This is a genomic window from Paraburkholderia sp. MM6662-R1, from assembly GCF_050436245.1.
GTDB classification, from domain to species: domain Bacteria; phylum Pseudomonadota; class Gammaproteobacteria; order Burkholderiales; family Burkholderiaceae; genus Paraburkholderia; species Paraburkholderia tuberum.
In genome coordinates this window covers 919,094-945,574 of sequence record NZ_JBNDLV010000003.1, presented here as the reverse complement: position 1 = coordinate 945,574, position 26,481 = coordinate 919,094, and the positions used below count along the sequence as shown (strand labels likewise).

Genomic DNA, 26,481 nt, shown 5'->3' with positions numbered 1-26,481 from the left:
AGATTCAGATAACACGACAAGTAGTCTGACGCCGGGGGAGAACAAGATTGCCAAGCAACTGCTGCAGACGCGGGCCATCCCAGACGCCATGAGCATTGCCCTGCAACTCCATCTCGATCTGCCTGTCCGGATGAACTGCGCGCAACTGGTCTAACTCATCGGTGAACACATCCGCCAAATCAACGTTGGTGCGTGTGACGTTGATACCAAGCCCGAGCCTGGTCCGATTGAAATCGCACAGATCATCAAGAAGCGACTGCATGCGCGCGCCGCTTCGTACCAGACGGGCTGCGGCTTCCGAAACGCGCTCCCCCGCATTCAGGGCGGACAGATATGAGGCTGTCACCTGAATCGTCTGAAGCGGGCTGCGCATGTCGTGCCCGAGCATACCAAGCAACAGATTGCGAGCCTGATCGACTTGCTCGCTGAAAAAGCCGACCGATTCGGCGAGCGCCTGATCGATGGCCTCATTGAAGCGGACGATATCATCCAGATGCGGCGCGTCGGGCTGGCAATCGTCCATCCACAAACGAAGCACGCTTGCGCGCAGCGCGCGGTACTCGGCGGCCAGCTGCTTGATGTTGAAGCCGCGTCGCGCGCGCAGAAGGGCATGCGTTTGCGCGGCTGTTTCTGGGGCATCAGCCGGTCTAGGGGCTCGCCCCAACGATTTTTCGTGTTGCGCTTCCCTGGTCTGCGAAGTCTGCAAATCCTTGGCCACGGCTTCCAGAATCTGCTGCGCGTGGTTGCGCAGGGCCAGCAGTTCCATCCCGGCTGAAGCTGGAAGCAGGGTCGCTGCAAACGTCTCCCATTCCGCCACTACGGGCTCCATGTCTCGCAAGATAAAGGCGGCTAGTCGCATACTTGCTCCTGCAGAACAAAAAATAGGACTCCAGGGAATATTTTACGGACGTTATGTTACGCGCGAATTCGTGACAGGATTCCGTCGGGTTTACGCTGTGTCGACAAGGGCCGCTTTCTGGCACAACCGCCGACGACCGGTCATGGCCAACCTGTGGATATATTTGAACTGGTGATTGAAATGACAAGGAACACGTCCATCGTGCTTTACGTTGTGATGTTGATAGCCGTTGTCGTTAGTGTAGATTTTCTGTTCTTTAGGAATCGATTTTGGGAACGGCTGATAGTTAACGTCGGCATTGTCTTGGTGTTTGCAGCCTTCTATTTGAGATTCCTGCAGAACCCGTAAGCTAAGCGCCGCGGTACCGGCCCAGTGCTAACAACGCGATCAACACGGACGCTTGACGGCCGGTGTCAGGGCGAAGGCGCCACGCGAACGTCGCGTCGAGCGTGCGGGGCCAGCGCCCGTTGATGGCCGAACCCGATCCGATAGCTGAATTGAGAACTGCTTGCCGGCCTGCAGCGAATGATCGTCGCAAGTCGACCCAAACGAGACAGCCCGCCGAAATCCACGAACGACCGCTTTGCGCGAGCGAGCCGTCGCTGGAAGTGACTGGATCGCACTAAACGGCTAGCTATCTTGCTCGAAGGTCATGCCCCCGTTTTCGCTCGGACAAGGTTAATCAACGAGAGAAGCGGCTGTCGCGGCAGCTTATCTTCCGGGGTACCAGGACTCAAAACCAATGCGATTTATTTGTGGGGCTCGATTGGGCCAAGCCCAGTCCTTTCGAATACTGCCGACGCTGTCGGCGTTCTCAGATAAGAAATGAGCGCCGCGGCGCCTTCCCGCTCCTGCGCGTTTGTTGACACGGCGGCGGAAATGACGCTCGCCTTCTGCACTTCTTGCGGAAGCGGCCCGACGTACTGGATCCCCTGAATGGCACGAAGTTCACTGATCTGTTGCAATCCAACTTCGGCGTCGCCCCGCTTAATGGCCGTTCCGACCAGCTCCTTCCCTTTGATCTGAACACTCCTGGCTTTCATTTGATCCGCGATGCCAAGCTTGGGGAACAACGTCTCAGTAATATAGGTGCCGCTCGCTCCTTCAGAGAAGGCTACTGATTTCGCTGCGAGCAGTGCACCACGTAGTGCTACCACAGTACTGACATCCGGCTTCGGCATGCCGGCCTGAACCGCCACGCCAATTCGGGACGCAACGAGATCTGTGCGAGTGCCCGGGAGAAACTTACCCTGTCTGATCTGTGCGTCTAGCGCAGGGCGGATCATGAAGCAGACGTCCATTGCTTCGCCATTCTTAATGCGCATGGGTAACGCGTCAGCGGACGTACCGTATGAAGGCCCCCACGATATGACGAGGTGATTCCCGGTCTGTCGTTCATACGCTGGTCCGAGCTCCCTAAACGCTGCTGAGAGCGCTCCAGTTGCCAGAACATGAACGTCAGCGGCATGAACCACATTTGACAATAGTGACGCGGTGCAGAGTGCGACAGACACGGTCGCGCGTCGGAGCTTTGCAATGTTGATGACCATCGGATTATCCTTTTCTAGTAAAGCTACGTTTTGTTCAGGTATCGAATCTCACCGCATGTAGTGACATACATCCATAATTGACCTTTCCACGTTAAGCCCTACAGACCCGCTGTCTATGGCGAAGCACAAGAATCAACAACCGGAATCGAACGCTACCCCGTCGAATCGATCGCTCGAACGCGGGCTCGAACTGCTGCGCGCGTTCGGTCCCGGTGCAACGCTTCTCGGCAATGGAGAACTCGCGGAACGCACAGGCCTGCCGAAGGCTACGGTGAGCCGCCTTACACGAACGCTCGTCGAGGCGGGTTATCTCGAGCACGATGCGGCACGCAGGGCGTATAGACTGGGCCTGCCCGTGCTCAGTCTGGCGCAGGCGTTGCGCAGCGGATCCACGGTACTGAATGCTGCAGGACAGCTAATCCGCGACACTGCCCAGGCAAAGCGCATCAATGTCGGAATCGCGGGCGCCGACCGGGAAGAGATGGTCTACCTCGAGTCCATTCGTTATAACCAGCGAGCCTCATTGCGTACGATCGTCTCGGGACAACGTGTGCCGATGGAACTGACTTCGCTCGGCCGTGCGTATCTCGCCACGCAGCCGGAGGCCGAATTTGCCCGCCTGATGGGCGCGTTCAAGCGTCGCGGACGGAGCGGCTGGGAGCGTCTGGCGCGAGAAATCGCCGAGGCCGTGGATGATGTGCACCGAAACGGCTATTGCGTCGCAAGCTGGCAGCCTGAAGTCATTGCACTCGCGACTCCGCTCGCCATTCCAGGACACCGGTTGTTGATCCTCAACTTTAGCGTCCGCACGGCAGCGTCAAAAGACAGCGTTGTGAGCGAGCTGGCACCGGCTCTGCTGCGTCTGCGCGACGAGATCAAAGCCGAATGCGTGCGCCTCGAAAATTGAGGCCCGCAAGCGTCTCTTTCATTCCCGACGTTCACTGATCGCGCGCGCTGGAATACCCAGCACCACTGCGAGACCGCCGAGTATGGAGACGACCGCAACCGCATAGAGACCCATCGCGCTGCTGCCGAAGTGCGTCGATGCGTAGCCGATCACCGAAGGAGCCGAAATCCCGCCAAACTGGCCGAGGCTGCTAATGAGGCCGATGCCGCTTGCTGCGGCGGTGCTCGACAGGTACGCGGGTGGGATCGTCCAGAACAGCGACAGCATGCCCAGATAACCAGCCGTCGCGACGCAAAGCAGTGCTACCAGAATGCCTGCGTGATTCGCCGCCGCCGGTAAAAGCGCGACGCCCAGCGCGGCCATCAATGCGCTTGCCATGAAATGCCACCGCCTCTCCAGCATACGATCCGAGTTTCGGCCGAGCAGATACATCGCGACTGCGCCGACCACATACGGAATCGCAGAAAGTAGCCCAATGTGCCAGTAGTTCGACACACCGCTTTTCTGGATCACGCTCGGCGCCCAGATATGCACGACGATGCTCGCCCAAGGTACGCTGAAGTATGCGAAGGTCAGGAAATAAAACTTCGGCTCCTTCAACGCGACCCAGATCGAACCATGAGCGCGTGCGGCCTTCGTTTGCGCATCGCGGCTAAGCTCCGCCAGCAGGAGGGCCTTCTCGTCGTCCGTGAGCCATGTTGCCTGCTCCGGCCGGTCCGTCAGATAGACATACGCAAAGACACCGGCGATGACTGACGGAAACCCTTCTAGCAGGAACAGCCATTGCCAGCCGTTATAGCCGAGTAAGCCCGACATGCTATTGAGTATCCATCCCGACACAGGCCCACTGATGATGCCGGATACGCAGATCGCCATCATGAAGATGGACGTGACGCGTGCGCGGCGCGCTGCCGGAAACCAGTAGGTGAAGTAGAGAATCACGCCCGGGAAGAATCCTGCTTCCGCTGCGCCCAGCAACACGCGCGCGATGTAAAACTGCGTTGGCGTCTGCACGAACGCGGTGCCCGCCGAAACGATGCCCCATAGCGCCATGATCCGCATGAGCGTTTTTCTCACGCCGACTCGCGCAAGCCACAGGTTGCTCGGCACCTCGAAGAGCATGTAACCCACGTAGAAGAGTCCCACGCCCAGACCGAATGCGGCGTCGGAAAGACCGATGTCACGCGAGAACTGCAGGTGCGCGAAGCCGATATTCGCGCGATCCAGATAAGCGAAGACGTAACAAACGAAGAGGAACGGCAGCAGCCGCCAGGTGACTTTCCGGTAGACGGCCTCTGTCTGCGGTTGCGCGACGGCGCTGACGTCGATGGGATTGGAACGGGCTGCGTGCATCATGTCTCCGGGCTTGTATTGGGCCGCAGGATCGTCGTGGCAAGTGGCCTGCGTTGGAATCCATTATCGGCACCGAACGCTCGATGACAATCCGTCAATTCCATCCAGTGGAATTTGTCGAACCCTCGGATGAAACCCGCTCCGTTCCACACAGTGGAATTAACGGGGTGTCTTGGGTGGCGGGTGGGGCTAAGCTGCATTGGCAGATTGACCTTGTCAGTCGACTCCAATTCAACCATCGAGACACGCATGAGCACATCCACCATTCAAGTCACTATCGATTCGCAGGTCGCCATGATCGCGCTGAATCGTCCTGAAAAACGTAACGCCATCACCAACGAAATGCGTGCCGAACTGATCGAGGCGCTAGACGCCGTTTCGCGCGACCGGCGGGTGCGCGCCGTGGTGCTGACCGGCAACGGCAAGGGGTTCTGCGCCGGCGGCGACGTCAGCGGTATGGCGCAGCGCATGGAAGCGCCCGCCGGCGAGGTTGCGTTCAATGGCTGGTCCCGCCAGCAACTCGTGCATCACACGGTCAATCTGCTCTACTCGATGCCCAAACCAACCATCGCCGCAGTCAACGGGGCGGCGGCGGGGCTCGGCGCCGATATGGCGCTCTCTTGTGACTTCATCATCGCATCTCAAGAAGCGAGCTTCACGTGGAGCTACATCAAACGCGGGCTGATTCCCGACGGTGGCGGCATGTACTTTTTGCCGCGTCGGGTCGGCCTCGCGCGGGCGAAGGAACTGATCTTCAGCGGGCGCAAAGTGGATGCCAAGGAAGCGCTGGAAATCGGCATCGCGGATCGCCTGAGCGAGCCGGATTCGCTCATCGCCGACGCCCACGCCTGGGCCGCCGAATTGAGCCAGGGTTCGGCCACCGCGCTCGCGCTTGGCAAGAGCATCCTCAACCAGAGCTACGAACTGTCCGCGCATCAGGTGTTTTCACAAGGCAGCCAGGCCCAGGCCGTCTGCTACACAAGCAGTGAACATCGCGACTCGGTGCTCGCATTTCTGAACAAAACCAAGTGAGCACGAAGGAGATCGACGTGAATGCAATTTCAAAATTGATGCGTCCGGCGAGCGTTGCCGTAATCGGCGCATCGGCGGACACAGCCAAGACGTCAGGCCGACCGGTGGCTTACCTCAGGAAGCACGGCTTCGCCGGCGACATCTACCCGGTCAATCCGCGTTACGACTCGATCGATGGCCTACCCTGCTATCCCGATGTAGCGTCGTTGCCGCACGCACCGGATGTCGGCATCGTGCTGCTCGGCGCCGAGCGCGCCCACGTTGCGGTGCGAGATCTGGCAAGCCGCGGCACGAGCGCTGCAATCGTGCTGGCGAGCGGCTATGCAGAAATTGGCGAGGAAGGCGCGAAGCGGCAGGCGCAATTGATCGAGGCAGCAGGGTCCATGCGCCTGCTCGGCCCGAATACAATCGGGCTCGTCAACCTCACCGATCGCATCACGCTGTCAGCAAGCGGGGCGCTGGAGACAGACACTTTTACAGTCGGCGGGATCGGCGTGGTGTCACAAAGCGGCGGGATTCTAGGCTCGCTGTTGTCGCGGGCGGCAGCACGCGGCATTGGCTTGTCAAAGCTGGTGTCGACGAGCAATGAAGCAGATCTCGACATGGCGGACTTCGTCGATTATCTGGTCGACGATGATTCGACTTCTGTTATCGCGCTCTACATGGAGGGGCTACGTCATCCGGACCGCTTTCGCCGCGCCGCGCTAAGGGCGGCCGCCGCGGGCAAGCCGGTCGTCGTGTTCAAGATCGGACGCTCGGAATCAGGCGCGCGTTCGGCGGTCTCGCATACGGGCGCGCTGGCCGGCTCGGACCGCATGTATGACGCGCTTTTCAGCCAGGTCGGCGTCATTCGCGCCCAGACGTTTTCCGATTTGCTCGACATTCCTCATGCGCTCGCTACGCGGCGTAATCTCTCCGGGCGACGGGTGGCGATTTTAACCTCGACCGGCGGTGCGGGCACGCTCGTCACCGATAGCCTCGGCATGGCGAACTTTGAGACCCCGCCTCCCGATGAAGCGACTGCTGCAAAGCTGCGCGCGCTCCAGACCGGCGATCATGCAGTGCTCGACCGCAATCCGATCGACGTGACGCTTGCAGGTCTGCAGCCGGCTCTCCTGCGCGGTGCGATCGGCACTCTACTCGATAGTCCGACTTACGACGCGGTCGTGGTTATCGTTGGATCGTCTGGCCTCGCGATGCCTGACCTGATGGCCGGCGCGATCCGCGATTCGCTGCCCGGGAATGACAAACCCGTGATGGTATTTGTGAGCCCTCACGCGCCGGAGATCACGCGGTTGCTTAACGAGCAGGGAGTGCCGGCGTTCCCAACGCCCGAAAGCGTGACGAGCGTGCTTGCGGCGATGTGGCAGCATGGCGAATACATTCGACGCGCTGTGAGTCCGGACGAAAGGTCCCTTGAATCAGACGTCGACCTGAGCGATCTACCGGTCGGATCACTCAACGAAGCGCAGGCGAAAGCGCTTTTTTCCCGCTTCGGCGTGACAGCGGTGCGCGAGCGTGTCGTCACGAGCGCACATGCAGCGGAGAGCGCCGCTCGCGATCTGGGTGACAGGGTCGTGCTCAAGCTGCTGTCGAACGAGATCACGCACAAGAGCGATGTCGGCGGCGTTGTGGTGGGCGTCACTGCCGACAGCATCGGGGCGCGCCTAGACCGCATGCGCGACGACGTCGAAACCGCGACTGGCGTATCCGCGAATGCATTTCTCGTGCAGGAAATGGTGACCGGTGGTACAGAACTGATTCTCGGCCTCCATCGTGATCCACTCGGCACGGTATTGCTGCTCGGCATGGGCGGCGTCACCGCGGAGTTGTTCAAGGATACGACAATGCGTCTCCTCTCCACCGAAGCGCCGCTGTCGCGCGCAGACGCGCTCGCGATGATCCACGAACTGAAAACGTGGCCCCTGCTCGACGGGTATCGTGGACGGCCGCGCGCTGATATTGACGCCCTCGTGACCGCAATCGTCGCCTTTGCGCGAATGGCGGTGCAGCTTGGCGGGCGTCTTGTCGAAGCAGAAATCAATCCGATCTTCGTGCTGCCTGCAGGCCAAGGCGTACTGGCGGCTGATGGCGTTGCTGTACTCGCATCGGAGGCTCACCATGAATGACGATGTTCTGATCACACTCGACGAAACATCCCCCCTCGCCTATCTTGCGCGTGCCGAGAGCGAGGCTGCAAATCCCACCCACATCGATTTCTCGATTGCAAGTGCCGTAGAGTCGATCGCGGTGATCGGGGCCGGTACGATGGGCAGTGGCATCGCAATCTGCGCACTCGATGCAGGACTTCAGGTGACACTCGTCGAGCAGGATGCAGGCGCCCTTGACGCGGGACGAGAAAGAATCCTCAAGCATTACGAACGCAAGCTGAAAGCAGATCACGCAGCAGAACGCGCGAGGAGGCTCGTTTGCACGACCGACTGGCAGTCGTTGACGCATGTCGATGCCGTGATAGAAGCGGTGTTCGAAGATCTTGCAGTTAAGCAAGAAGTGTTTCAGCGCATCGACAAACTCGCGCGTCCCGGAGCACTGCTTGCCTCAAATACCTCCTATCTGGATCTCGATGGCATCGCTGGAGCCACAAAACGGCCACGCGATGTCGTCGGGTTGCATTTCTTCAGCCCCGCGCACGTGATGCGGCTGATGGAGGTCGTGCGCGGCACTGAATCCTCGCAGCAATCGCTTGCGACGGCTTTCGTGCTCGCCCAGCGATTTGGCAAGCTACCGGTGTTGACGCGCAATGCGTTTGGCTTCATCGGTAATCGCGTGTATTCGGCGTATCGCGCTCAGTGCGAATTCATGCTTGAAGAAGGTGCCTATCCTAATGAGATCGACGCGACGCTCCAAGCCTTTGGGTTTGCGATGGGCCCCTTTGCCGTTGCTGACATGTCGGGACTTGACATCGCGTGGCGGATGCGCCGGGCCCGGGCGGCAAGTCGCCCTACCGATGTACGCTATGTCGACATTCCCGACAGGTTGTGCGAAGCGGGCCGCCTCGGGCGCAAGACGGGCGCGGGTTACTATCAATACGGCGCCGGTTCAAAGCACGGCCAGCCCGACGACATTGTGAAAGCGATAATCGATGACGCGCGTGCTCGTAAGGGGATTGTGCCGCGTAGGCTTAGCTTTGAAGACATTCGGAAACGCGCATTGCTCACAATGGTCAACGAAGCGGCGCTTCTGCTCGAAGAAGGTGTCGCCGCGCGTGGGCCAGACGTAGATGTGGTGCTGGCGAATGGGTACGGGTTTCCGCGTAACCAAGGTGGGCCGATTTATTGGGCGAAAGCCATGGCGCCTGAAACGCTTTCAAGAGATCTGGCCTGGCTCGCCGAGGTAAGCGGGACCGGGTTCAAGCCAGCGGGCCGCCTCGATCTGGTGTTGGGGGCGGCGTAAGCTCGCAGAGACGTTTGTATCGATAGAGGCTTTCCGGCCAGACGTTCTCAAAAGGGCAGGAGTGGCTGATCGATGGCCGTGCGTCGATCGGGATGAACGACCGAATTAGATTGAGGAAGGGCCCTTCATCGCGACTAGCGCGAAGGCCGCTTCTTGCCGATCCCGGTCCGACAGCAAACTTCGGCGAGGGGGCTGAACACCGCCGGTCGCGATCGGCGGCACCCGGACCCGAAGCGGTGGCTCGACGTTACGTGGCTGAAATGACCCGGTTCGTGCACAAACCGGTCGCAGTGGCAATTCGCACGTCGCAGACATCAATAGCTCGATCAGCAAGCGCCTGCGCCAAATTACACGGCGGCATTTTCTATCCCAAGTTCCCTTGCGTACGCGGAGAGCTGATCTCCGACGCAGGCTTTCAGTGTGTCGACAAAGCGTACTACCTTGGCGTCGACGAACTGCCGGGACGGATAGACCGCGTACACATTCCGCGCGTAGGTGTGATATTCCGGCAGCACGCGAACCAGGGTTCCCTTACGTAGATCGTTGATAGCGGAAAACCCCGCAAGCAAACCAATTCCGGCGCCGTCGCGCAGCGCGACGGCCATGGCCTCCATGTCGTTCACGCTGAAGTGCGGTCCGGATGGCCGATAAATGACAGTGCCAGAGAAACTCTCGAGGTGCCATTCACCCGCGGCGTAATCCACGGTGCTCAACAATACCCGCGCATGATCGACGAGATCTTCCGGCGCTGCGGGCGCAGGATGCTGCGCCAGGTACGTCGGCGAAGCAGCCAGAATGCAATGGCTGCTACCGATCTTCTGGCTCACATAGGCGGAATCGGGCAGTGCGCGGGCGATCACGACAGCGAGATCGAGTTGCTCCTCGAGCAGGTTGGGCATGCGTTGCGAAAGCAGCAGGTCGACCGAAACATTCGGATACGCTTCGCGGTACGCAAGTATCGCTCGCGTCACGAGCTCGCGCCCGAGTCCCGGTACAGCGTGTACGCGCAGCGTCCCACGCGGCTCAAGCAAAGCGTCGCGCGCCTCGGCTTCGGCATGTGCGATTTCGGCGAGGATCGAGACGCTACGCTCGTAGAACCGGCGGCCCGCATCGGTGACGACGAGGCGTCGCGTGGAGCGTTGCAGAAGTCGCGTGTTGAGGCCCTCCTCAAGCACGGAAACCGCGCGCGAGACGTTACCGACCGTGGTGTCGAGATGGTTGGCGACGGCGGTGAAACTGCCCATCTCCACGACCTTCACGAATACCGACATGTTGTAGACCTTGTCCATTCCGGCGATCCCTATTGAGCTTTCATTATTCTTTCGATGACGGCGCGAGACGCTTCCGCAGCCGCGTCGGATGCGTACTCCGCATGATATCGAGCGTTTTTTATTTGGGGTAGCAAGGCGCGCGGCCGGTTCTGAGGGCTTTGCGCGCTGAGCATAAAGCGTACGGCCGTTCGATACGCACGACGCGATTTTCCCTCCAGCGGGAAGAATCATTCTTTCCAGCACCGCTAAAACCGGGCGGCCTTCGCGCCTAAACTTCGTTCCGCAGTCAGGCATTTGACGCATCCGTATCCAGCCCCGAACGACGGGAGGCGATCACGCCGCCCGTACGAATAACCTGATCCGAAGTACGTCCGTTAAGTGGACAAGCCGCTCTATTAATACGGATACCTGATCACTAATATCAACATGAGGTAACGTCATGAACGCAGTCTACGATCCGCTGTACCTTTTCATCGACGGCGAATGGATCGCGGCCAACGAACGCGAAACCGCGCCGGTCATCAACCCGGCCACGAAAGGCGAACTGGGCCGCGTGCCGCTCGCCACCACCGCCGACCTCGATCACGCGCTAGCTGTTACGCGCCGCGCGTTCGACGTCTGGCGCAACACGGTACCCGCCGAACGCGCCCGCATCCTCAGGCACGCTGCGGATCTGATGCGCGAACGCGCGCCGCACATTGCCGAACTGATGACGCTGGAGGAAGGCAAGCCGCTTTCGGAAAGCCGCGACGAAGTGCTGCGCGCCGCCGAGTATTTCGAGTGGTTCGCGGAAGAGGCACGCCGCATCGACGGCCGTGTGGTGCCGTCGAACCGCCCCGGCGTGCAGCAACTCGTGAAGAAGCAGGCCATCGGTCCGGTGGCTGCGTTCACGCCGTGGAATTTCCCGGCCATCACGCCGGCCCGCAAGCTTGCGGCGGCGCTTGCGGCAGGCTGCAGCGTGATCATCAAGCCTGGCGAAGAAAGCCCGGCCACGGCACTCGCACTGGCCCGCGCACTTGACGATGCAGGCCTGCCCAAAGGCGTGCTGCAAGTCGTGTTCGGCGTGCCCGACCAGGTCTCGAAGCAATTGATCGCCTCGCCGGTGATCCGCAAGGTCACTTTCACGGGTTCGGTGCCGATCGGCCGTCTGCTCTCGGCGCGCGCCGCCGAAGGCGTCAAGCCGATCACACTCGAACTCGGCGGCCACGGTCCGGTACTGGTATTCGACGACGCCGACGTGGAGAGGGCCGCTGTCGAAGGCGCAGCCAACCGCTTTCGCGGCACCGGCCAGATCTGCATCTCGTCGACGCGCTTCCTGATCCAGCGCGGTGTCTACGACGTGTTCGTCGAGCACTTCGTGCAGGCGGCAAAGGCGCTCAAGGTGGGCGACGGCATGGATCCCGCCACTCAGGTTGGCCCGCTTGCCAATCCGCGCCAACTCGCGAAGATGGAGGAACTGGTGGCGGACGCGGTGGCGGGCGGCGCGAAAGTGCTCGTGGGCGGCAAGCGCATTGAAGGCGACGGTTACTTCTTCGAGCCGACCGTACTCGCCGACGTACCGATGAACGCACGCGTGATGCACGAAGAGCCGTTCGGCCCGATCGCCGTGCTGATGCGCTTCGACACACTCGCAGACGGCCTTGCCGAAGCGAACCGCCTGCCGTACGGCCTCTCGGCCTATGCGTTCACGCAGAGCGCGCGCACCGCGATTGACGTGGGCGACGGTCTCGAAGCCGGCATGATCGGCATCAATCAGTACCGCATCATCGCAACCGAATTGCCATTCGGCGGCATGAAGGAAAGCGGTCATGGTTCGGAAGGCGGCGTCGAGGGCATCGAGTATTACCTCACGCACAAGTTCATCAGCCAGGCCTGAAAGGAGAGCGGTCATGTCCCACGCAAACTTCAGCAGCCCGCGCGAAGCGGCGCGCGCCTTCACGCCCAAACTCGCGGAGTTCGTCGATGCCACGCTCTATCCGCAGATCTGGAGCGACCCCGCTCTCTCGCTGCGCGACCGCAGCCTCGTGACGGTCGCGGCGCTGATCGCGGGCGGCCATCTCGACGAGTTGCCCGCACATGTGCGCCGCGCCGTAAATAACGGTGTGACACTCGAAGAACTGTCCGCCGCCATCACGCACCTCGCGTTCTATGCCGGTTTTCCGGCAGCGATCTCAGCCTCCGCTGTGGCGCAGGCCACGCTTCTTGAGCAACACGCTAAGGAAACACAACCATGAAAGCCATCACATTCAAGGAATTCGGCGACGCCGACGTACTCCAGCTCGCCGAGGTATCCACACCCGAAGTGCGTCCGGAGGACCTGCTAGTGCGCGTGTACGCCGCCGGCGTGAACCGCGCCGATCTCACGCACCGCACGGGCGGCTACGGCCGTCCCAACTTCGGCGACTCCACCATCATGGGCCTTGAAATAGCGGGTGAAGTGGTCGAGACCGGCAGCGAGGTCCAGGGCTACAAGGTGGGCGACCGGGTGATGGGCGTGGTGGGCGGCGGCGCCTACGCGGAGATTGCGCGAATCGACTGGCGTATGGCCATGCCGATTCCCGCCACGCTCGATTACGTGCACGCAGCAGCGATTCCCGAAGTGTTTGTCACGGCGCACGAGGCGATGCTGCACCTGGGCGGCCTGCGGCGCGACGACTCGGTGCTGATTCATGCGGCGGCAGGCGGTGTCGGTTCGGCCGCCGTGCAACTGGCGTATGCGACGGGTGCAAGGATCTTTGCTACGGCTGAAGGCAGAAAGCGCGAACGTGTTGTGCAACTCGGTGCAGACGTGGTCATTGACTATCGCACCGAGGATTTCGCCGAAGTCGTCAAGAAGGCGACGAACGGTCGGGGTGTCGATGTCGTGATCGACTTCGTGGGTGCGCCGTATTTCGCGCACAATGTAGCGTCCCTCGCGAATGGCGGCCGGTTGATCCAGGTCGGCATTCTTGGTGGTGGTGGGGAGGTGGCGGTCGAACTGGAGCAGATCCTTTACCGTTATCTGCAGATCAAGGGGACGGTGATGAAGTCGCGCCCTCAGGAGGAAAAACACGACATGGTGCGTCGTTTCCGCGAACACTGGCTCGAACGGTTTGACGGCGGCGGCCGCCTTGAACCGGTTGTGGACAGTACATTCGCGCTTGCGCGCGCCGCCGATGCCCATCGGCGCATGGAATCATCTGCCAATGTTGGAAAGATCATCCTGACCATGGAAGCAGACGACCTGTGAAGCGCGGCGGAACGTTGCCGGCACGGTGTAGACGGCGGCGCGCGGGATATCGATCTGCAGACTTCGTAATGCCATAACCGGTCGACGACGACTTTCAGCACGTGGGCGTTCGACCTTTGGGTCGGTGTGCGCCCAAAGGCGTACGCTCGCAACCGGCCCGCTTGCAGACGCTCGAAAGTCCCAACAGCATCTCGTCCGATTGTCTCAAATTGGCCGACTGCCGCCCGACGCGGACGGCTCTAGCCGACCCAGTATAGATAGTCCGTCCCGCTTTCATCGATACTGGTGGGACTGGCAGCGAGCTGCCAGTGCAGGCGGAACATGCACCCGTGGACTACGAATAAGTCGGTAGAGTCATGCCCTGAGTGGGTCTGTCAAGTTTTTTGTTCGACGTCAACGTCTCCTATGGCGATCATCCCGCGCCCGCCCGTGGACAACGACGCTGCCCACAGCACGAGGCTGTGGACAGCCGCCTGACGGCGGTTCCCTCGTTGCCCACCGTCTCCCCGCGAGCTTCGCCTTCGGCCTGACGCGCCGCTGCGCGGCTTGCCCCGATCAGATAAAAGTGCAGGACCCGGCCTTGACCTAAGTGCCAAGCTTGCCGGCAAGGAGCGAACCGCGTTTCCTGAGCACGTCGAGGTAAACGGTTTCGTTGTATGGCGTGCGCGTCTGCCAGCAGCGATACAGGACGCGAATCCACTTGAATGCGAGGGCCCTCACGGCGATGTGGTGCGAGCTGCCCTTCGCGCGCTGCTGCCGGTAGTAGGCGCCAGCCCACGATGACCGGGGGATGGTCTGGGCGGCCCATTCCACGAAGGTCTGGCGCAGGAATTTCGGACACTGCAGGCGCCAGTGGACCCAGCACTGTTTCCCGCTGCGCTGGGTCACCGGGGCAATACCCACGTACTTCTGCAGTTCATCAGCATTCCTGAACCGTTCCCGCTGCTCACCGAAGGCGGCCAGCAGGCGTGGGGCGAGCTGCGCGCCGGCACCCTGCAGATTCTTGAACAGCGGATAGTCCGGCAGCGTGCGCGCTACCGTGGCGATCTCGTGCTCGAATTGCACGATTGCAGCCAGCACCACGCGTAGCTGTGCAGCCAGTGCCAGCACATGCAGCCGGCACGGACCGATGATCGCCAAGTCTTCAGTCAGCGATGCCGCCTCGCGGATCGATCCGATACGGGCGCTGATCCGCCTCGCACTGCGACAGTGGTGCGCATGGAAGAATGCCTCAAGGGTCGCCGCGCGTGCCTGCTTGACCGAGCGTAGCGTCGGCCAGCGGTCGAGAAAGTCGCAGAACAGCACTGTGCCCCGGTCATCGAACCATTCCAGCGCCTGCGGGTAGTACTGCTTGAGCGTGTCGCACAGCCGGTTGGTCAGCCGGGTCTGGTCGCCAACCAGCTGCCGGCGCCGTTCCACCAGGCTCACCAGTGTCCGCATCGCGGCGCTCTGCGGCCTCAAGGGGCCGAACCGCTCTGGATGGTGCAGCAGGAGGTCAAGCGCGAGTTCCGCATCTTTCGGATCATTCTTGGCGCCACTGGGTTGGAATGCCTCACGATACTTCGCCAGGGTTGCCGGATTTATCGGGAACAACACGAGGAAATCATATTTCTGCAGCGCAGCGACGATTGGCCCCGTGGCCAGTTCAAGGGCCACTGCAATTGGTCCGCCGAAGCGCCGATGCAGCGCGTTTGCCCATTCGTCGATGGCCGCGACCCGGTGCGCAATGCGGTTCGACTCGCGACTGGGGTCGCCTGCCGCTTGAACGCAGATATCGTGCTTCGTGTCGGCCCAGTCGATACCGATATAGGCCGTGAATGGCTGCTCGAATAAAAGTGACATGTAGACCTCTGCAATTAGTAGATTACGCAAAGGAACATGCATGCCTGCGTCCGCCGAAGGCGATATAGCCAGCCGGTGCAACGGCAAACCCTGAGTATTCGTTTGAACGCAGGCGCACCCGAGGACTCGAAACTGACTCTAGAAACGTCGCGAAACGTTGCGAGATGTTATTCGTAGCCCACGGGGTGCGTGTCCCGCCTTCGCCGACAGCTACCTGCCAGCTGTGACCAGTATCACGGAATGCAGGACAGGCTACCTATATCGAGATGTGACGCGGTGACTTTAGGCTGGGTTTGTCTGTTGCCGCCTCTTTCGTCTAGCGGTGCCCGAATAACCTCACCATGGCTCCGTTTTCACATCCCGCTCATCGAACCCAGCGTGCAGATCTCCCGCATCAAATGTGATCGAACTCATTTGATGCGATATGTGGTGTTGGTTCAAATGTGGTTTTCAACTGATTGCGCGTTTCAGGGTTTTGTTGCAGTAAGGGGCCGGGTTAAAATTGGGCAGCAAAATTTCTGAGCTGTCTGATGAAGAAGACGAAGACACCGCGAACCACGCTTGCCCCGGGCCTGGCCAAGGTCCTGAAGCGGCTTCATTACCCGCTTGAAGTGATTTTGCTGTGCGTGCGATGGTACGTCGCCTATTCGTTAAGTTTGCGCAATCTCGAGGAGATGATGGACGAGCGTGGTATCGCGGTTGATCATTCCACGGTGTACCGCTGGGTACGGAAGCTATTGCCGCTATTCGAAAAGACGTTCCGCAAGCACAAGCTTCCGGTTGGGAAAAGCTGGCGAATGGACGAGAGCTATATCAGGATCAAAGGCGAGTGGAAATATCTTTATCGGGCGGTGGACAAGGCGGGCGACACGATCGACTTCCTGCTCAGGGCCAGGCGGGACAAGGTTGCAGCCCGGCGGTTCTTTGAAAAAGCCATCGCCCACAATGGTGCGCCAGAGACCGTGACCATCGACAAAAGCGGCTCCAATCTGGCCGCGTTGAACGCGGTGAATGCCGATCGCGAGACGCCGATCAAGGTCCGCCAGATCAAATACCTGAATAACATCGTCGAACAGGACCATCGGGCTATCAAACGCCGGACCCGTCCTATGCTAGGGTTCAAGGATTTCCACAGTGCGAGGGTCATTCTCGGCGGCATCGAGGTAATGCACATGATCAGGAAAGGACAGATGAAATGTGTGGGCAAAGACCCGTTGTCTGCTTCCCGGCAGTTTTATTCACTTGTTATGTAAGCAATACTGATTATATTGACATTTGTCGTCTCGTCACGCTTACTGCGACAGAACCGCGCGAAGAGCAGGAGCGCAAGCGCGCGTCGGGCAAGCCGGACGCGGCGTCGTTCGGCGCGATGATGTGCAACCCGACGATCTGGCTGCTGATCGCGATCAACTTCTGCTACCAGGTCGGCATCTACGGCTACACGATGTGGTTGCCGACGCTGCTGAAGAACCTCACGCACACCGGGATGGGCAAGATCGGCCTGCTCGCGATGCTGCCGTACATCGCGATGATGGTCGGCATGTTCGCGACGTCGTATCTGTCCGACCGGACCGGCAAGCGCCGCCTGTTCGTGCTGCTGCCGCTCGTCGGCTTCGCCGCATGCCTCACGCTGTCGGTGCTGACGCACGAAACGATGCTCGTGTCGTTCGCGTTCCTGATCGGCTGCGGCTTCTTCCTGCAAGCGGCGGCCGGCGTGTTCTGGGCGATTCCGCCGAAGCTCTGCAGCCCTGAGACCGCCGGCAGTGCGCGCGGCCTGATTAACGCGCTCGGCAACCTCGGCGGCTTCTGCGGCCCGTACGCGGTCGGTGTGCTGACCCAGCACGTGAGCTCCGCGGCCGGCGTGTACAGCCTCGCGGTCACGCTCGCGGTGGCCGGCCTGCTCGCGCTGACGCTGCCGAAGCTCTGCGAGGACTGAGAAACCGACTGACGGTTGCGAACGCAACGAACCCACACTCGCCGCGGCACGATATGCGAGCCGCGGCGAAACCTCGAAGGACGGAGATTCACGATGAACGACATTTTGCTGCTGGTGCAGAAATGCGCCCATACCTTCAGCTTCTACGATCTCGAGACGAAAGCGGCGCTCAAGCACATCGTGCTGCCGAGCTTCCCACACGAGTTCACTGTCGACGCGGAGCGCCGCTTCGCGTACGTCGGCATCTTCGGGATCGAAACCGCGTGGACGCGCGGCCAGGACGGCGATCACCGGATCGCCGAGATCGATCTGCACGAGCGCAAACTCACGCGGATGCTCGACCTTTGGCCGTACTACCGGCCGCACGGGATGGCGAGCGACGCCGACGGGCGCCTGTATGCGATGAGCGAGGCGAGCGACATGCTGCTCGTGTTCGATCGTCCGCGCGAGCAGACGGTGCCGAACATGGCGGTGCCATCCGGCGGCGTGAAGACGCACCTCGTCACATTGACGCGCGACGCGAGCCGCGCATACGGCGTGCATCTGCTGTCGAACACGGTCACGCAGTTCGATCCGCGCGATGCGACGGTGACGCCGCGCGCGGTGATGCCGGGGCCGCGCCCCGAAGGCAACGCTCTGTCGAGCGACGAGAAGACGCTTTTCGTCGCAAACCGCGGCGACGACACGCTCGTCCCGATCGACACCGCGACGATGACCTGCGGCCGCCGCGCGAAGACGCGCAGCGATCCGAACCGCATTTACCGGACGAGTTCGGTCGACGGCCGCGACCTGCTGCTGCTGACGAATTCGGGCGAGCAGTCGATCTCGGTGTTCGACGCGGAGCGGCTCGAGGAAATCGAGCGCATCGCGTTGCCGGCGAATCCGACCGCGCTGTCGTTCCATCCGTCGCGGCCCGCCGCGTACGTGTCGTTCCAGGACGATCACGTGCGCGAACTCGACCTGACTGCGTGGCGCTTCGTCAACGAGATGCCGACGCTGCGCGAGCCGGACGCGTCCTATGTGCTCGCAGGCGGTCGCTGATCCGCGCGCGGACGACGCGGCGCTCGCGCTGCCCGATGCGATCGTCGACGCGCACCATCACTTGTGGCGCCTGAACGGCGACGTCCGCTATCCATGGTTGCAGGGCGCGTACGATCCCGAGCACTTCATCCTCGGCGATTACGCGGACCTGCGCAACGACTTCGGCGTCGACGAATTCCGGCGCGCGGCCGGCGGCGCGCCGGTCGTCGCGAGCGTGCACGTCGAGGCGGAGTGCCTGCGCGACGACGCGCTCGCGGAAACGCGCTGGCTGCATGACGTCGTGGTGCGTCATCCGATTCCGTCGGCAGTCGTCGCGTGGGTCGACCTGCTCGCCGACGATGCCGATGAGCGCCTCGCCGAGCAGGCCGCGTATCCGCTCGTGCGCGGCGTGCGCTTCAAGCCGCGCACGTCGGCGACGCCGGACGCCACGGTCGACGGCCCTGGCACGCTGAGCGACCCGCGCTGGCCGCGCGCGCTCGAACGGCTCGCCGCGCATGAGCTGCGCTGGGATCTGCGCGTGCCGTTCTGGCATCTCGACGAAACGGCCGCGCGGCTCGCCGATGCGCCGGCCGTCGACGTCGTGCTCGAACACGCGGGGCTGCCGTGGGACCGTTCGGACACAGGCCTCGCGCGCTGGCGGCGCGGGATGGAGGCGCTCGCCGAGCAGCCGCGCGTGTCGGTGAAGCTGTCCGAATTCGGGCTGCGCGACGCCGCATGGAACGACGCGGAGAATCGCCGGATCATCGGCGACGCGGTCGCGATCTTCGGCGCCGAACGCTGCATGTTCGCGAGCAACTTCCCGGTCGCCGGATTGCGGATCGCGTATCCGGCGCTGGTGCAGACGTTCGCGGCCGCGATGGCGGACCGGCAGCTGAGCGACGCGGCACGCCGCGCGATCTGGCATGACAACGCGATCCGGATCTACCGGATCGATCTCGACGAACCTCGCAAACTGGACACACAGACAGGACGATGATGCAGATCACCGGAGAGATGTTGATTGGCGGCGCCTCGGTACGCGGCGCGGAAGGGACGATGTTCGCGTTCGACCCGGCGCGCGGCACGGCGCTCGAGCCGCCGTTCGGCGCGAGCAGCGCGGACGACGTCGATCGCGCGTGCAGGCTCGCGCACGCGGCGTTCGATGCGTTCCGGGCGGCGCCGTTCGAAACGCGCGCGCGCTTTCTCGAGACGATCGCCGAGAACATTCTCGCGCTCGGCGACGCGCTGATCGAGCGCGCGCATCAGGAATCGGCACTGCCGGTCGCGCGGCTCGAAGGCGAGCGCGGGCGGACGGTCGGGCAATTGCGGCTCTTTGCGTCGCACATACGAGACGGGCGCTGGCTCGCCGCGACGATCGATTCCGCGCAGCCCGAGCGCAAGCCGCTGCCGCGTGCCGATCTGCGTCTGCAGAAGATTCCGGTCGGGCCGGTTGCGGTGTTCGGCGCGAGCAATTTCCCGCTTGCGTTCTCGGTCGCGGGCGGCGATACCGCATCCGCGTTCGCGGCCGGGTGCCCGGTCATCGTGAAGGCGCATCCCGCGCATCTCGGCACGTCGGAGCTCGTCGGGCGCGCGATCCAGCAGGCGGTGCGCGCGTGCGGGCTGCCGGAAGGCACGTTCTCGCTCGTGATCGGCGCGGGCAACGCGATCGGCGAGGCGCTCGTCGCGCATCCGGCGATCAAGGCGGTCGGCTTCACCGGCTCGCGCGGCGGCGGCCTCGCGCTGATGGACATCGCCGCGAAGCGTCGTGAGCCGATTCCGGTGTATGCGGAGATGAGCAGCATCAATCCATTCTTTGTGCTGCCGGGCGCGCTCGCGAAGCGCGGCGCGGAGATCGCGCGCGGGTTCGTCGATTCGCTGACGCTCGGCGTCGGGCAGTTCTGCACGAATCCGGGCCTCGTTGTCGTGCTCGACGGGCCAGATACGCAGGTGTTCGTCGATGCGGCTGCGCAGGCGCTCGGGCAGAAGGGCGCGCAGACGATGCTGACCGCCGGCATTGCAGCCGCGTATGCGAACGGCATCGCCGAGCGTGCGGCGGGCGCGAACGTGTGTGCGCTCGCGCGCGGCGCCGACACGGACGCGAAAAGCGCCGCGTGCCCGGCGTTGTTCGCGACGACGCAGCAAGCGTTCGTGTCGGACCCGCAACTCGAGGACGAGATCTTCGGGCCGACGTCGCTGATCGTGATCTGCAGGAACGTCGACGAAATGATCGCGCTCGCGGAGCACGTCGGAGGGCAGCTCACGGCGACGCTGCACGTCGAGGCGGACGACGTCGCGCTCGCGCGGCGCCTGCTGCCGACGCTCGAACGCAAGGCGGGACGGATTCTCGCGAACGGCTATCCGACCGGCGTCGAGGTGTCGCATGCGATGGTGCATGGCGGGCCGTTCCCGGCGACGTCCGATCCGCGCATGACATCGGTCGGCGCGATGGCGATCGAGCGTTTTCTGCGGCCGGTTTGCTATCAGGATCTACCTGCGGAACTGCTGCCGCCCGCGCTGCAAGACGACAACCCGCTCGATCTCTGGCGGGTGCGCGACGGCCGGCTCGGCCACGGCTAACCTGGCACACGATGAATCGCGGATCGCGCCGCATGCGCGCGCGATCCGCGCGTCGCGGCGTGAGCGCGGGATTTTGTCCTGCGGCCTCGCGCGCGCGTCGTCGACTATGATGAGTGCCTGCCAATCGACCATCGTCGAACCTCCCGCCCATGCCGACGTCGAAGCCCACTCCGTTGGTGCCGGCGCCGAGCTTCACGTCCTGACTGACCGCTGTACGCTCCAGACCTGCCGTATGCTTGCGACGGCTGGGACCGTCCGCACCGGGTCGACTTCGGCCGACCGCGTCGGGTCGGCTGTGGCCTTTGGTGGATGGTCGCGTAGCCCACGTCGGCGCAGTCCTATCGCCGACCGCCACCGCAGTTCAATCGGCATGCGTCCGTCGAAGAAGAGTATCCGGCGTATGCTAGAAAAGATTCATGCAATGACCGCTCTTAAGACGGTATGGCAAGAAACCACGGAACTGGTGGGCAGGTTGAACCGCTCGCTACGAGGCTGGGCGAACTACTTCAACGTAGGAACGGACAGACGCGCGTATCGCGCGCTCGACAGCCACACCGCTGCGCGGTTGCGTCTGCGTCGGTGGTTACGCAAGAAGTACAAGGTTCGACGTCGCAGGGGCGGGACTTATCCATCCCAGCACCGCTACGGGCACTTCGCTCTCGTGCGTCTGACTGGTCCCTGGTTGTGAACCTGCCGCCAGACGAAAGAGGCGGCAACAGACAAATCGAACCTACCGCTACCGCGCCACGTCTCGATACCGACATGCGACGGATGGCTCGGCCAAACGCAAACAGATTGCGGCGCTAACCTTACTCGTCACACAAGCCCAAGGCCGTTAAGCGCCCTCCTACTAACAACAATCGGGATTGAAACTGGCATCGGGCGCGCCCGGGGAACCGCGGCTGCTTGCTTTCGACGGGCACGCGGGACATGCACGCGGAAACCCACTCAGCGATAGTTAATCGCCCACGCGAAAGGGCTGCTAATCCCATTGGTCAGATACAGGGAGATCCCTGGTTGAACCCGGTCGGTCATTTGCCTAGTATTTGAACATCATACGTATGATGTAGAGGCAAAACATGGAAACGCTTCATCGGCAGGTCCTGAACCAGATGGGCGAACAGATCTGTTCAGGCAAGTTCGCGCCGGGCGACATCCTTCCGGCTGAGCCCGTGCTCGCCGAGCAAATGCAGGTCAGTCGCATCACGATTCGCGAGACGATGAAGTCGCTGTCGGCGAAAGGCATGCTCCAGGTGCGCCGCCGTTACGGCACGATCGTGCTGCCGCGTTCGCAATGGCAACTGTTCGACCCGGACGTGATCACGTGGCGCGCGCGGGCGGGGGCGGTTGACGCCGGCCTGATCCAGGACCTGATGGAGTTGCGCCTCATCATCGAACCGAACGCAGCCAAACTCGCCGCCCGGCGCGCGACCGAAGAAGACCGCGTTGCCGTGCGTCGCGCTTTCAAGGCGATGGAACGCGCAGTCGCTGGCCATGGCGAATATGTTCCCGCCGATCTCGCCTTTCACGGCGCAATCCTGAGCGCCTGCCATAACCAGTTTGTCCAGCAGATGCAAAACGCGCTGTCGGCGATTCTGCGGACGAGCTTTGAACTCAGCTCCGAAATCGCCGGTGGTCCGGCGCGTTCGCTGCCGATGCATGAAGCTCTTTGCGTGGCGATCGAAAGGGGCGATGAAGCGGCCGCGGAGGCCGCGGTACTGACGCTGATCGAGCGCGCGGAGAAGGACTTCGAAGACCGCGACAAGCTCAGGCAAACCGCCAACGACCGGCCCGTCTGACGCTTCCTGTTTTCACCATCATCGCGACGCAAGCCCTGTCGCGAGGGGCGCCATTACGCCTCGTTTTTGAACACTGGGAAAGGAACAACGCATGAATCAGCTATTCAATTTGAGCGGGCGCACGGCGCTCGTCACGGGTTCGGCCCGCGGCATCGGCTTTGCGCTTGCCGAGGGACTCGCAACCGCAGGCGCGCGCGTGATCCTTAACGGCACACGCGCCGATACGGTCGCCGACGCGGTCAGCCGGCTGGATGCGAAGGGCTTCAGCGCGCAAGGCCGAGCCTTCGACGTGACGGACGAACAGGCCGTAGCCGATGCGTTCGCCCAATGGGACAAAGACGGCGTGAAGATCGACATCGTCATCAATAACGCCGGCATCCAGTTTCGCAAGCCGCTCGTCGAGCTCGAACTGTCGGACTGGCAGCGCGTGATCGACACCAACCTGACCAGTGCCTTCATCGTATCGAAGCAGGCGGCACAACGGATGATCGCGCGCGGCACGGGCGGCAAGATCGTCAACATCGGCTCGCTCACCAGTGAGGCCGCTCGCGCGACGGTGGGCGCATACACCGCGGCGAAGGGCGGCATCAAGATGCTGACCCGCGCGATGAGCGCCGAGTGGGCCGCATCGAACATCCAGGCGAACGCGATCGGTCCCGGCTACATCCTGACCGATATGAATCAGGCCCTCGTCGACAACGCCGCCTTCGATGCCTGGGTCAAGAACAGCAACCCGTCGCAACGCTGGGGCAGACCGGAAGAACTCGTCGGCACGGCGGTGTTTCTTGCGTCGCCCGCATCGAGCTACGTCAACGGCCAGATCATCTATGTCGACGGAGGCTGGCTGGCCGTGCTTTGAAAGCAACTCACGAGGGGTCTATCACAACTAGAAGAACGGCACGATCCCCGCTCATCACACAGTGTGTGCCGTCTTTCGCGGCACCGATCGGAGACATCATGGAAAGCGTCAAACCCGTAGCAACCCAGAGATGGTGGTATCTGATGCCTATCATCTTCATCACTTACAGCCTCGCCTATCTCGATCGTGCGAACTACGGTTTCGCCGCGGCCGCCGGAATCGACAAGGACCTCGGCATCACGCACGGCATGTCGTCGCTGATCGGCTCACTGTTTTTTCTCGGCTACTGTCTGTTTCAGGTGCCCGGCGCGATCTACGCGCAGCGCAACAGCGTCAAGAAACTGATTTTCTTCAGCCTGATCCTGTGGGGCCTCTGTGCCGCAGCGACGGGCATGGTCAGCAACATTCCAATGCTGATGGTGCTGCGTTTTGTGCTCGGCGTCGTGGAGGCCGCAGTGATGCCGTCGATGCTGATGTATATCAGCCGGTGGTTCACGCGAACAGAACGTTCGCGCGCCAACACGTTCCTGATTCTCGGCAACCCTGTGACGGTGCTGTGGATGTCGGTGGTGTCCGGCTATCTGGTGCACAGCTTCGGCTGGCGCGAGATGTTCGTGATTGAAGGCATACCTGCGCTGGCGTGGGCCGTCGTGTGGTGGTTCACGGTCAAGGACAAGCCGGCTGACGCGCCCTGGATGAGCGAAGCAGAAAAGACCGAACTGCAGGCGCGCCTGAAGGCCGAACAGGCCGACATTGCGCCGGTGCGCGACTACAAGACCGCATTCCGCTCATCGATCGTGCTGAAATGCTGTGCGATCCATGCGCTGTGGAGCGTGGGTGTGTACGGTTTCATCATGTGGCTGCCGTCGATTCTCAAGACGGCTTCGACGATCGATATCGTGTCGGTCGGCTGGCTTGCCGCCGTTCCGTATCTCGCTGCGATCATCCTGATGCTGCTCGCATCATGGCTGTCCGACAAGACCCGCAACCGCAAGCTGTTCGTCTGGCCGCCGCTGCTGATCGGGACGATTGCATTCGTGGGTTCGTACATGATCGGCAGCTCGCACTTCTGGACCTCGTTTGCGTTGCTGGTCGTGGCAGGTGCAACGATGTATGCACCGTATGGACCCTTCTTCGCGCTCGTTCCCGAACTCATCCCGAGCAACGTGCTGGGCGGCGCGATCGGACTCATCAACTCATGCGGCGCAATGGGCGCGTTTCTCGGCTCCTGGATCGTCGGCTATCTGAACGGTGCGACGGGTAGCCCGGCGGCGTCGTACATGTTCATGGCGGGCGCGCTGCTCTGCTCTGTGATTCTGATGATCACCGTGCCTGAGCACTCCGGTCAGCGCTCGAAGCAGGAAGGGCGCCTCGCAGTGAGCCGCTGATAAACCGCCACGCCACGACTCAACATTTGCAATGGCAGGAACAACATGACAACGCTGATCACCGATGTAAAGGTCATCCTGACCGCGCCGGAAGGCATCAACCTGATCGTCGTCAAGGTGGAGACCAATCAGGCTGGACTGTATGGGCTCGGTTGCGCGACGTTTGCGTATCGGCATGTAGCGGTCAAATGTCTGGTCGAGGAGTATTTGCGACCGCTTCTGATCGGCAGGGACGCCGAGGCGATTGAGGAGCTGTGGCAACTGATGCACCAGAACGCGTACTGGCGCAACGGCCCCATCGAGAACAATGCGATCTCGGGCATCGACATGGCCTTATGGGACATCAAGGGCAAAATGGCGGGCATGCCGCTCTATCAACTCTTCGGCGGCAAGTGCAGGGAAGGGGTGCCCATCTATCGCCATGCGGACGGGCGTGATCTCAACGAGTTGTGCGAGAACATCCAGAAGTATCGGGAGCAGGGCATCACGCACATTCGCTGTCAAAGCGGCGGCTACGGCGGAGGCGGCTATGGCAAGGCGCCATTGGGCGCGCCGGCGCGCGCGCCTGAGGGCGTGTATCTCGACAGCAGGAAGTACATGCGCGAGACCCTCAAACTCTTCGACGGCATTCGCAGCAAGGTCGGCTTCGACGTCGAGTTGTGTCACGACGTGCATGAGCGGCTCAAACCTGTCGAAGCGATCCGCTTCGCGTGCGAGCTCGAGCAATACGAGCTGTTCTTCCTTGAAGATGCGATTGCGCTAGAAGAGGGCGAATGGATACGGCAACTGCGCACAAAGACGACGACACCTCTCGCTCAGGGCGAACTCTTCAACAACCCGTATGAATGGCGCTTCATGATCACTGAGCGCCTGATCGACTTTATACGCGTTCACCTGAGCCAGATCGGCGGGATTACTGCCGGACGCAAGCTGCAGATATTCGCCGAACAATTTGGCGTGAGGACAGCCTGGCATGGTCCGGGCGATATGTCGCCGATGGCTCACGCGGCGAACATTCATATCGATCTCGCTGCGCGCAATTTCGGGGTTCAGGAATGGTCGGGCACCGAGCCGCCCAACTTTGTCATCCAAGCCCTGAAGGGTCCGCGGGCGGCATTGCTGGACGTCTTCCCAGGCTTGCCCGAGTTCCGCAACGGGCACGTGTATGCGAACGACAAACCCGGTCTCGGAGTCGATATCGACGAAGCTGAAGCGACAAAGTACCCGTGTGAAAACACCGTGACGACCTGGACCCAAACCCGGTTGAAAGACGGCACCTTGCAGACGCCTTGATTGAGAGCAAGCGCCGGGCGTATTCGTTGTCTGAACGGCTTGGGCATGCTTTACGTCGCAAGCTGGCTATCCTTGGTGGCCTCGGATATACCGATAATGGGAAATCGTAGTAGGCATCGGGGCCACCGATACGGTTCGGGTCATTGGTCGAC

General features: G+C 61.8%; 21 protein-coding genes and 1 pseudogene. 17 read left to right on the top strand and 5 right to left on the bottom strand.

Annotation, left to right across the window (positions count from 1 at the left end; translation table 11 throughout):
• Positions 1–40 precede the first annotated feature (40 nt).
• Both OKW39_RS27140 and OKW39_RS27135 read right to left on the bottom strand, forming a co-directional pair.
• Positions 41–859: pseudogene (locus OKW39_RS27140) on the bottom strand (histidine kinase dimerization/phospho-acceptor domain-containing protein); the annotation flags it as partial.
• A 749-nt stretch (positions 860–1,608) separates the two neighbouring features.
• Positions 1,609–2,409, bottom strand: coding sequence for a substrate-binding domain-containing protein (locus tag OKW39_RS27135; protein WP_429564069.1), 801 nt, complete (start codon positions 2,407–2,409; stop codon positions 1,609–1,611).
• A 115-nt stretch (positions 2,410–2,524) separates the two neighbouring features.
• Between OKW39_RS27135 and OKW39_RS27130 the strand changes: the two genes are divergently transcribed.
• Entirely contained in the window at positions 2,525–3,316 is a 792-nt protein-coding gene (locus OKW39_RS27130) for an IclR family transcriptional regulator (RefSeq protein WP_429564068.1), read from the top strand.
• Between the two features lie 18 nt (positions 3,317–3,334).
• On the opposite strand, the gene OKW39_RS27125 is transcribed toward OKW39_RS27130, so the two are convergent.
• Positions 3,335–4,669, bottom strand: coding sequence for an MFS transporter (locus tag OKW39_RS27125; protein WP_429564274.1), 1,335 nt, complete (start codon positions 4,667–4,669; stop codon positions 3,335–3,337).
• 249 nt (positions 4,670–4,918) lie between these two features.
• On the opposite strand from OKW39_RS27125, the gene OKW39_RS27120 reads away from it, so the two are divergent.
• Genes OKW39_RS27120 through OKW39_RS27110 form a run of 3 tightly spaced genes read left to right on the top strand, consistent with a single transcriptional unit; the run spans position 4,919 to position 9,115 of the window.
• Positions 4,919–5,701, top strand: a complete 783-nt coding sequence (locus OKW39_RS27120; protein ID WP_429564067.1) for an enoyl-CoA hydratase/isomerase family protein — start codon at positions 4,919–4,921, stop codon at positions 5,699–5,701.
• A gap of 38 nt (positions 5,702–5,739) precedes the next feature.
• Positions 5,740–7,830 (top strand): acetate--CoA ligase family protein, encoded by a 2,091-nt coding sequence (locus tag OKW39_RS27115; RefSeq protein ID WP_429564273.1) that lies wholly within the window; start codon positions 5,740–5,742, stop codon positions 7,828–7,830.
• On the top strand, positions 7,823–9,115 hold the full coding sequence (locus tag OKW39_RS27110) for a 3-hydroxyacyl-CoA dehydrogenase NAD-binding domain-containing protein (RefSeq protein ID WP_429332218.1): 1,293 nt from the start codon (positions 7,823–7,825) through the stop codon (positions 9,113–9,115). Before OKW39_RS27115 ends, OKW39_RS27110 begins: the two co-directional genes overlap by 8 nt.
• 347 nt (positions 9,116–9,462) lie before the next feature.
• Here the strand turns inward: OKW39_RS27110 and OKW39_RS27105 are convergent, their stop codons facing one another.
• Positions 9,463–10,404 carry a LysR family transcriptional regulator gene (locus tag OKW39_RS27105; protein WP_429332217.1) on the bottom strand — a complete coding sequence of 314 codons (942 nt, stop codon included), beginning with the start codon at positions 10,402–10,404 and terminating at the stop codon, positions 9,463–9,465.
• Between the two features lie 421 nt (positions 10,405–10,825).
• On the opposite strand from OKW39_RS27105, the gene OKW39_RS27100 reads away from it, so the two are divergent.
• From OKW39_RS27100 to OKW39_RS27090, 3 genes are read left to right on the top strand one after another with little or no spacing between them, the layout of a single operon-like run.
• Positions 10,826–12,262 carry an NAD-dependent succinate-semialdehyde dehydrogenase gene (locus OKW39_RS27100; RefSeq protein ID WP_429564066.1) on the top strand — a complete coding sequence of 479 codons (1,437 nt, stop codon included), beginning with the start codon at positions 10,826–10,828 and terminating at the stop codon, positions 12,260–12,262.
• 13 nt (positions 12,263–12,275) lie between these two features.
• Complete coding sequence (locus OKW39_RS27095; protein ID WP_429332215.1) at positions 12,276–12,620, top strand: carboxymuconolactone decarboxylase family protein; 345 nt, start codon at positions 12,276–12,278, stop codon at positions 12,618–12,620.
• On the top strand, positions 12,617–13,615 hold the full coding sequence (locus tag OKW39_RS27090; RefSeq protein WP_429332214.1) for an NAD(P)H-quinone oxidoreductase: 999 nt from the start codon (positions 12,617–12,619) through the stop codon (positions 13,613–13,615). The genes OKW39_RS27095 and OKW39_RS27090 overlap by 4 nt, the downstream gene beginning before the upstream one ends.
• A gap of 585 nt (positions 13,616–14,200) precedes the next feature.
• On the opposite strand, the gene OKW39_RS27085 is transcribed toward OKW39_RS27090, so the two are convergent.
• Positions 14,201–15,457: an IS110 family transposase gene (locus tag OKW39_RS27085; protein ID WP_429564065.1), complete on the bottom strand. Its 1,257-nt coding sequence runs from the start codon at positions 15,455–15,457 to the stop codon at positions 14,201–14,203.
• Positions 15,458–15,987: 530 nt separating this feature from the next.
• Here OKW39_RS27085 and OKW39_RS27080 point away from each other — a divergent pair.
• The 10 genes from OKW39_RS27080 (at position 15,988) to OKW39_RS27035 (ending at position 26,329) form a co-directional block, all read left to right on the top strand.
• Positions 15,988–16,710 (top strand): IS6 family transposase, encoded by a 723-nt coding sequence (locus tag OKW39_RS27080; RefSeq protein ID WP_090812140.1) that lies wholly within the window; start codon positions 15,988–15,990, stop codon positions 16,708–16,710.
• Entirely contained in the window at positions 16,653–17,393 is a 741-nt protein-coding gene (locus tag OKW39_RS27075; protein WP_429564064.1) for an MFS transporter, read from the top strand. The genes OKW39_RS27080 and OKW39_RS27075 overlap by 58 nt, the downstream gene beginning before the upstream one ends.
• A gap of 93 nt (positions 17,394–17,486) precedes the next feature.
• Positions 17,487–18,434: a YncE family protein gene (locus OKW39_RS27070; RefSeq protein ID WP_429401018.1), complete on the top strand. Its 948-nt coding sequence runs from the start codon at positions 17,487–17,489 to the stop codon at positions 18,432–18,434.
• Complete coding sequence (locus OKW39_RS27065; RefSeq protein WP_090812117.1) at positions 18,412–19,410, top strand: amidohydrolase family protein; 999 nt, start codon at positions 18,412–18,414, stop codon at positions 19,408–19,410. Before OKW39_RS27070 ends, OKW39_RS27065 begins: the two co-directional genes overlap by 23 nt.
• Positions 19,410–20,990, top strand: a complete 1,581-nt coding sequence (locus OKW39_RS27060) for an aldehyde dehydrogenase (NADP(+)) (protein WP_429469385.1) — start codon at positions 19,410–19,412, stop codon at positions 20,988–20,990. Before OKW39_RS27065 ends, OKW39_RS27060 begins: the two co-directional genes overlap by 1 nt.
• Positions 20,991–21,096: 106 nt before the next feature.
• Complete coding sequence (locus OKW39_RS27055; protein WP_429564063.1) at positions 21,097–21,678, top strand: group II intron maturase-specific domain-containing protein; 582 nt, start codon at positions 21,097–21,099, stop codon at positions 21,676–21,678.
• Between the two features lie 391 nt (positions 21,679–22,069).
• Entirely contained in the window at positions 22,070–22,789 is a 720-nt protein-coding gene (locus OKW39_RS27050; RefSeq protein ID WP_090812118.1) for a FadR/GntR family transcriptional regulator, read from the top strand.
• A gap of 91 nt (positions 22,790–22,880) precedes the next feature.
• Complete coding sequence (locus tag OKW39_RS27045; RefSeq protein ID WP_184061701.1) at positions 22,881–23,648, top strand: SDR family oxidoreductase; 768 nt, start codon at positions 22,881–22,883, stop codon at positions 23,646–23,648.
• A gap of 98 nt (positions 23,649–23,746) precedes the next feature.
• Entirely contained in the window at positions 23,747–25,036 is a 1,290-nt protein-coding gene (locus OKW39_RS27040; protein WP_184056566.1) for an MFS transporter, read from the top strand.
• 45 nt (positions 25,037–25,081) lie between these two features.
• The gene (locus OKW39_RS27035) at positions 25,082–26,329 is read left to right on the top strand and encodes an enolase C-terminal domain-like protein (protein WP_090812121.1); all 1,248 of its coding nucleotides are present in this window, start codon (positions 25,082–25,084) and stop codon (positions 26,327–26,329) included.
• Positions 26,330–26,481 lie beyond the last annotated feature (152 nt).

What these genes read in the sequence shown, in the direction of transcription:
- OKW39_RS27135 (WP_429564069.1), bottom strand. Translation starts at nt 2,409, where the DNA reads ATGGTCATCAACATTGCAAAGCTCCGACGCGCGACCGTGTCTGTCGCA.
- OKW39_RS27130 (WP_429564068.1), top strand. Translation starts at nt 2,525, where the DNA reads ATGGCGAAGCACAAGAATCAACAACCGGAATCGAACGCTACCCCGTCG.
- OKW39_RS27125 (WP_429564274.1), bottom strand. Translation starts at nt 4,669, where the DNA reads ATGCACGCAGCCCGTTCCAATCCCATCGACGTCAGCGCCGTCGCGCAA.
- OKW39_RS27120 (WP_429564067.1), top strand. Translation starts at nt 4,919, where the DNA reads ATGAGCACATCCACCATTCAAGTCACTATCGATTCGCAGGTCGCCATG.
- OKW39_RS27115 (WP_429564273.1), top strand. Translation starts at nt 5,740, where the DNA reads ATGCGTCCGGCGAGCGTTGCCGTAATCGGCGCATCGGCGGACACAGCC.
- OKW39_RS27110 (WP_429332218.1), top strand. Translation starts at nt 7,823, where the DNA reads ATGAATGACGATGTTCTGATCACACTCGACGAAACATCCCCCCTCGCC.
- OKW39_RS27105 (WP_429332217.1), bottom strand. Translation starts at nt 10,404, where the DNA reads ATGGACAAGGTCTACAACATGTCGGTATTCGTGAAGGTCGTGGAGATG.
- OKW39_RS27100 (WP_429564066.1), top strand. Translation starts at nt 10,826, where the DNA reads ATGAACGCAGTCTACGATCCGCTGTACCTTTTCATCGACGGCGAATGG.
- OKW39_RS27095 (WP_429332215.1), top strand. Translation starts at nt 12,276, where the DNA reads ATGTCCCACGCAAACTTCAGCAGCCCGCGCGAAGCGGCGCGCGCCTTC.
- OKW39_RS27090 (WP_429332214.1), top strand. Translation starts at nt 12,617, where the DNA reads ATGAAAGCCATCACATTCAAGGAATTCGGCGACGCCGACGTACTCCAG.
- OKW39_RS27085 (WP_429564065.1), bottom strand. Translation starts at nt 15,457, where the DNA reads ATGTCACTTTTATTCGAGCAGCCATTCACGGCCTATATCGGTATCGAC.
- OKW39_RS27080 (WP_090812140.1), top strand. Translation starts at nt 15,988, where the DNA reads ATGAAGAAGACGAAGACACCGCGAACCACGCTTGCCCCGGGCCTGGCC.
- OKW39_RS27075 (WP_429564064.1), top strand. Translation starts at nt 16,653, where the DNA reads ATGTGTGGGCAAAGACCCGTTGTCTGCTTCCCGGCAGTTTTATTCACT.
- OKW39_RS27070 (WP_429401018.1), top strand. Translation starts at nt 17,487, where the DNA reads ATGAACGACATTTTGCTGCTGGTGCAGAAATGCGCCCATACCTTCAGC.
- OKW39_RS27065 (WP_090812117.1), top strand. Translation starts at nt 18,412, where the DNA reads ATGTGCTCGCAGGCGGTCGCTGATCCGCGCGCGGACGACGCGGCGCTC.
- OKW39_RS27060 (WP_429469385.1), top strand. Translation starts at nt 19,410, where the DNA reads ATGCAGATCACCGGAGAGATGTTGATTGGCGGCGCCTCGGTACGCGGC.
- OKW39_RS27055 (WP_429564063.1), top strand. Translation starts at nt 21,097, where the DNA reads ATGATGAGTGCCTGCCAATCGACCATCGTCGAACCTCCCGCCCATGCC.
- OKW39_RS27050 (WP_090812118.1), top strand. Translation starts at nt 22,070, where the DNA reads ATGGAAACGCTTCATCGGCAGGTCCTGAACCAGATGGGCGAACAGATC.
- OKW39_RS27045 (WP_184061701.1), top strand. Translation starts at nt 22,881, where the DNA reads ATGAATCAGCTATTCAATTTGAGCGGGCGCACGGCGCTCGTCACGGGT.
- OKW39_RS27040 (WP_184056566.1), top strand. Translation starts at nt 23,747, where the DNA reads ATGGAAAGCGTCAAACCCGTAGCAACCCAGAGATGGTGGTATCTGATG.
- OKW39_RS27035 (WP_090812121.1), top strand. Translation starts at nt 25,082, where the DNA reads ATGACAACGCTGATCACCGATGTAAAGGTCATCCTGACCGCGCCGGAA.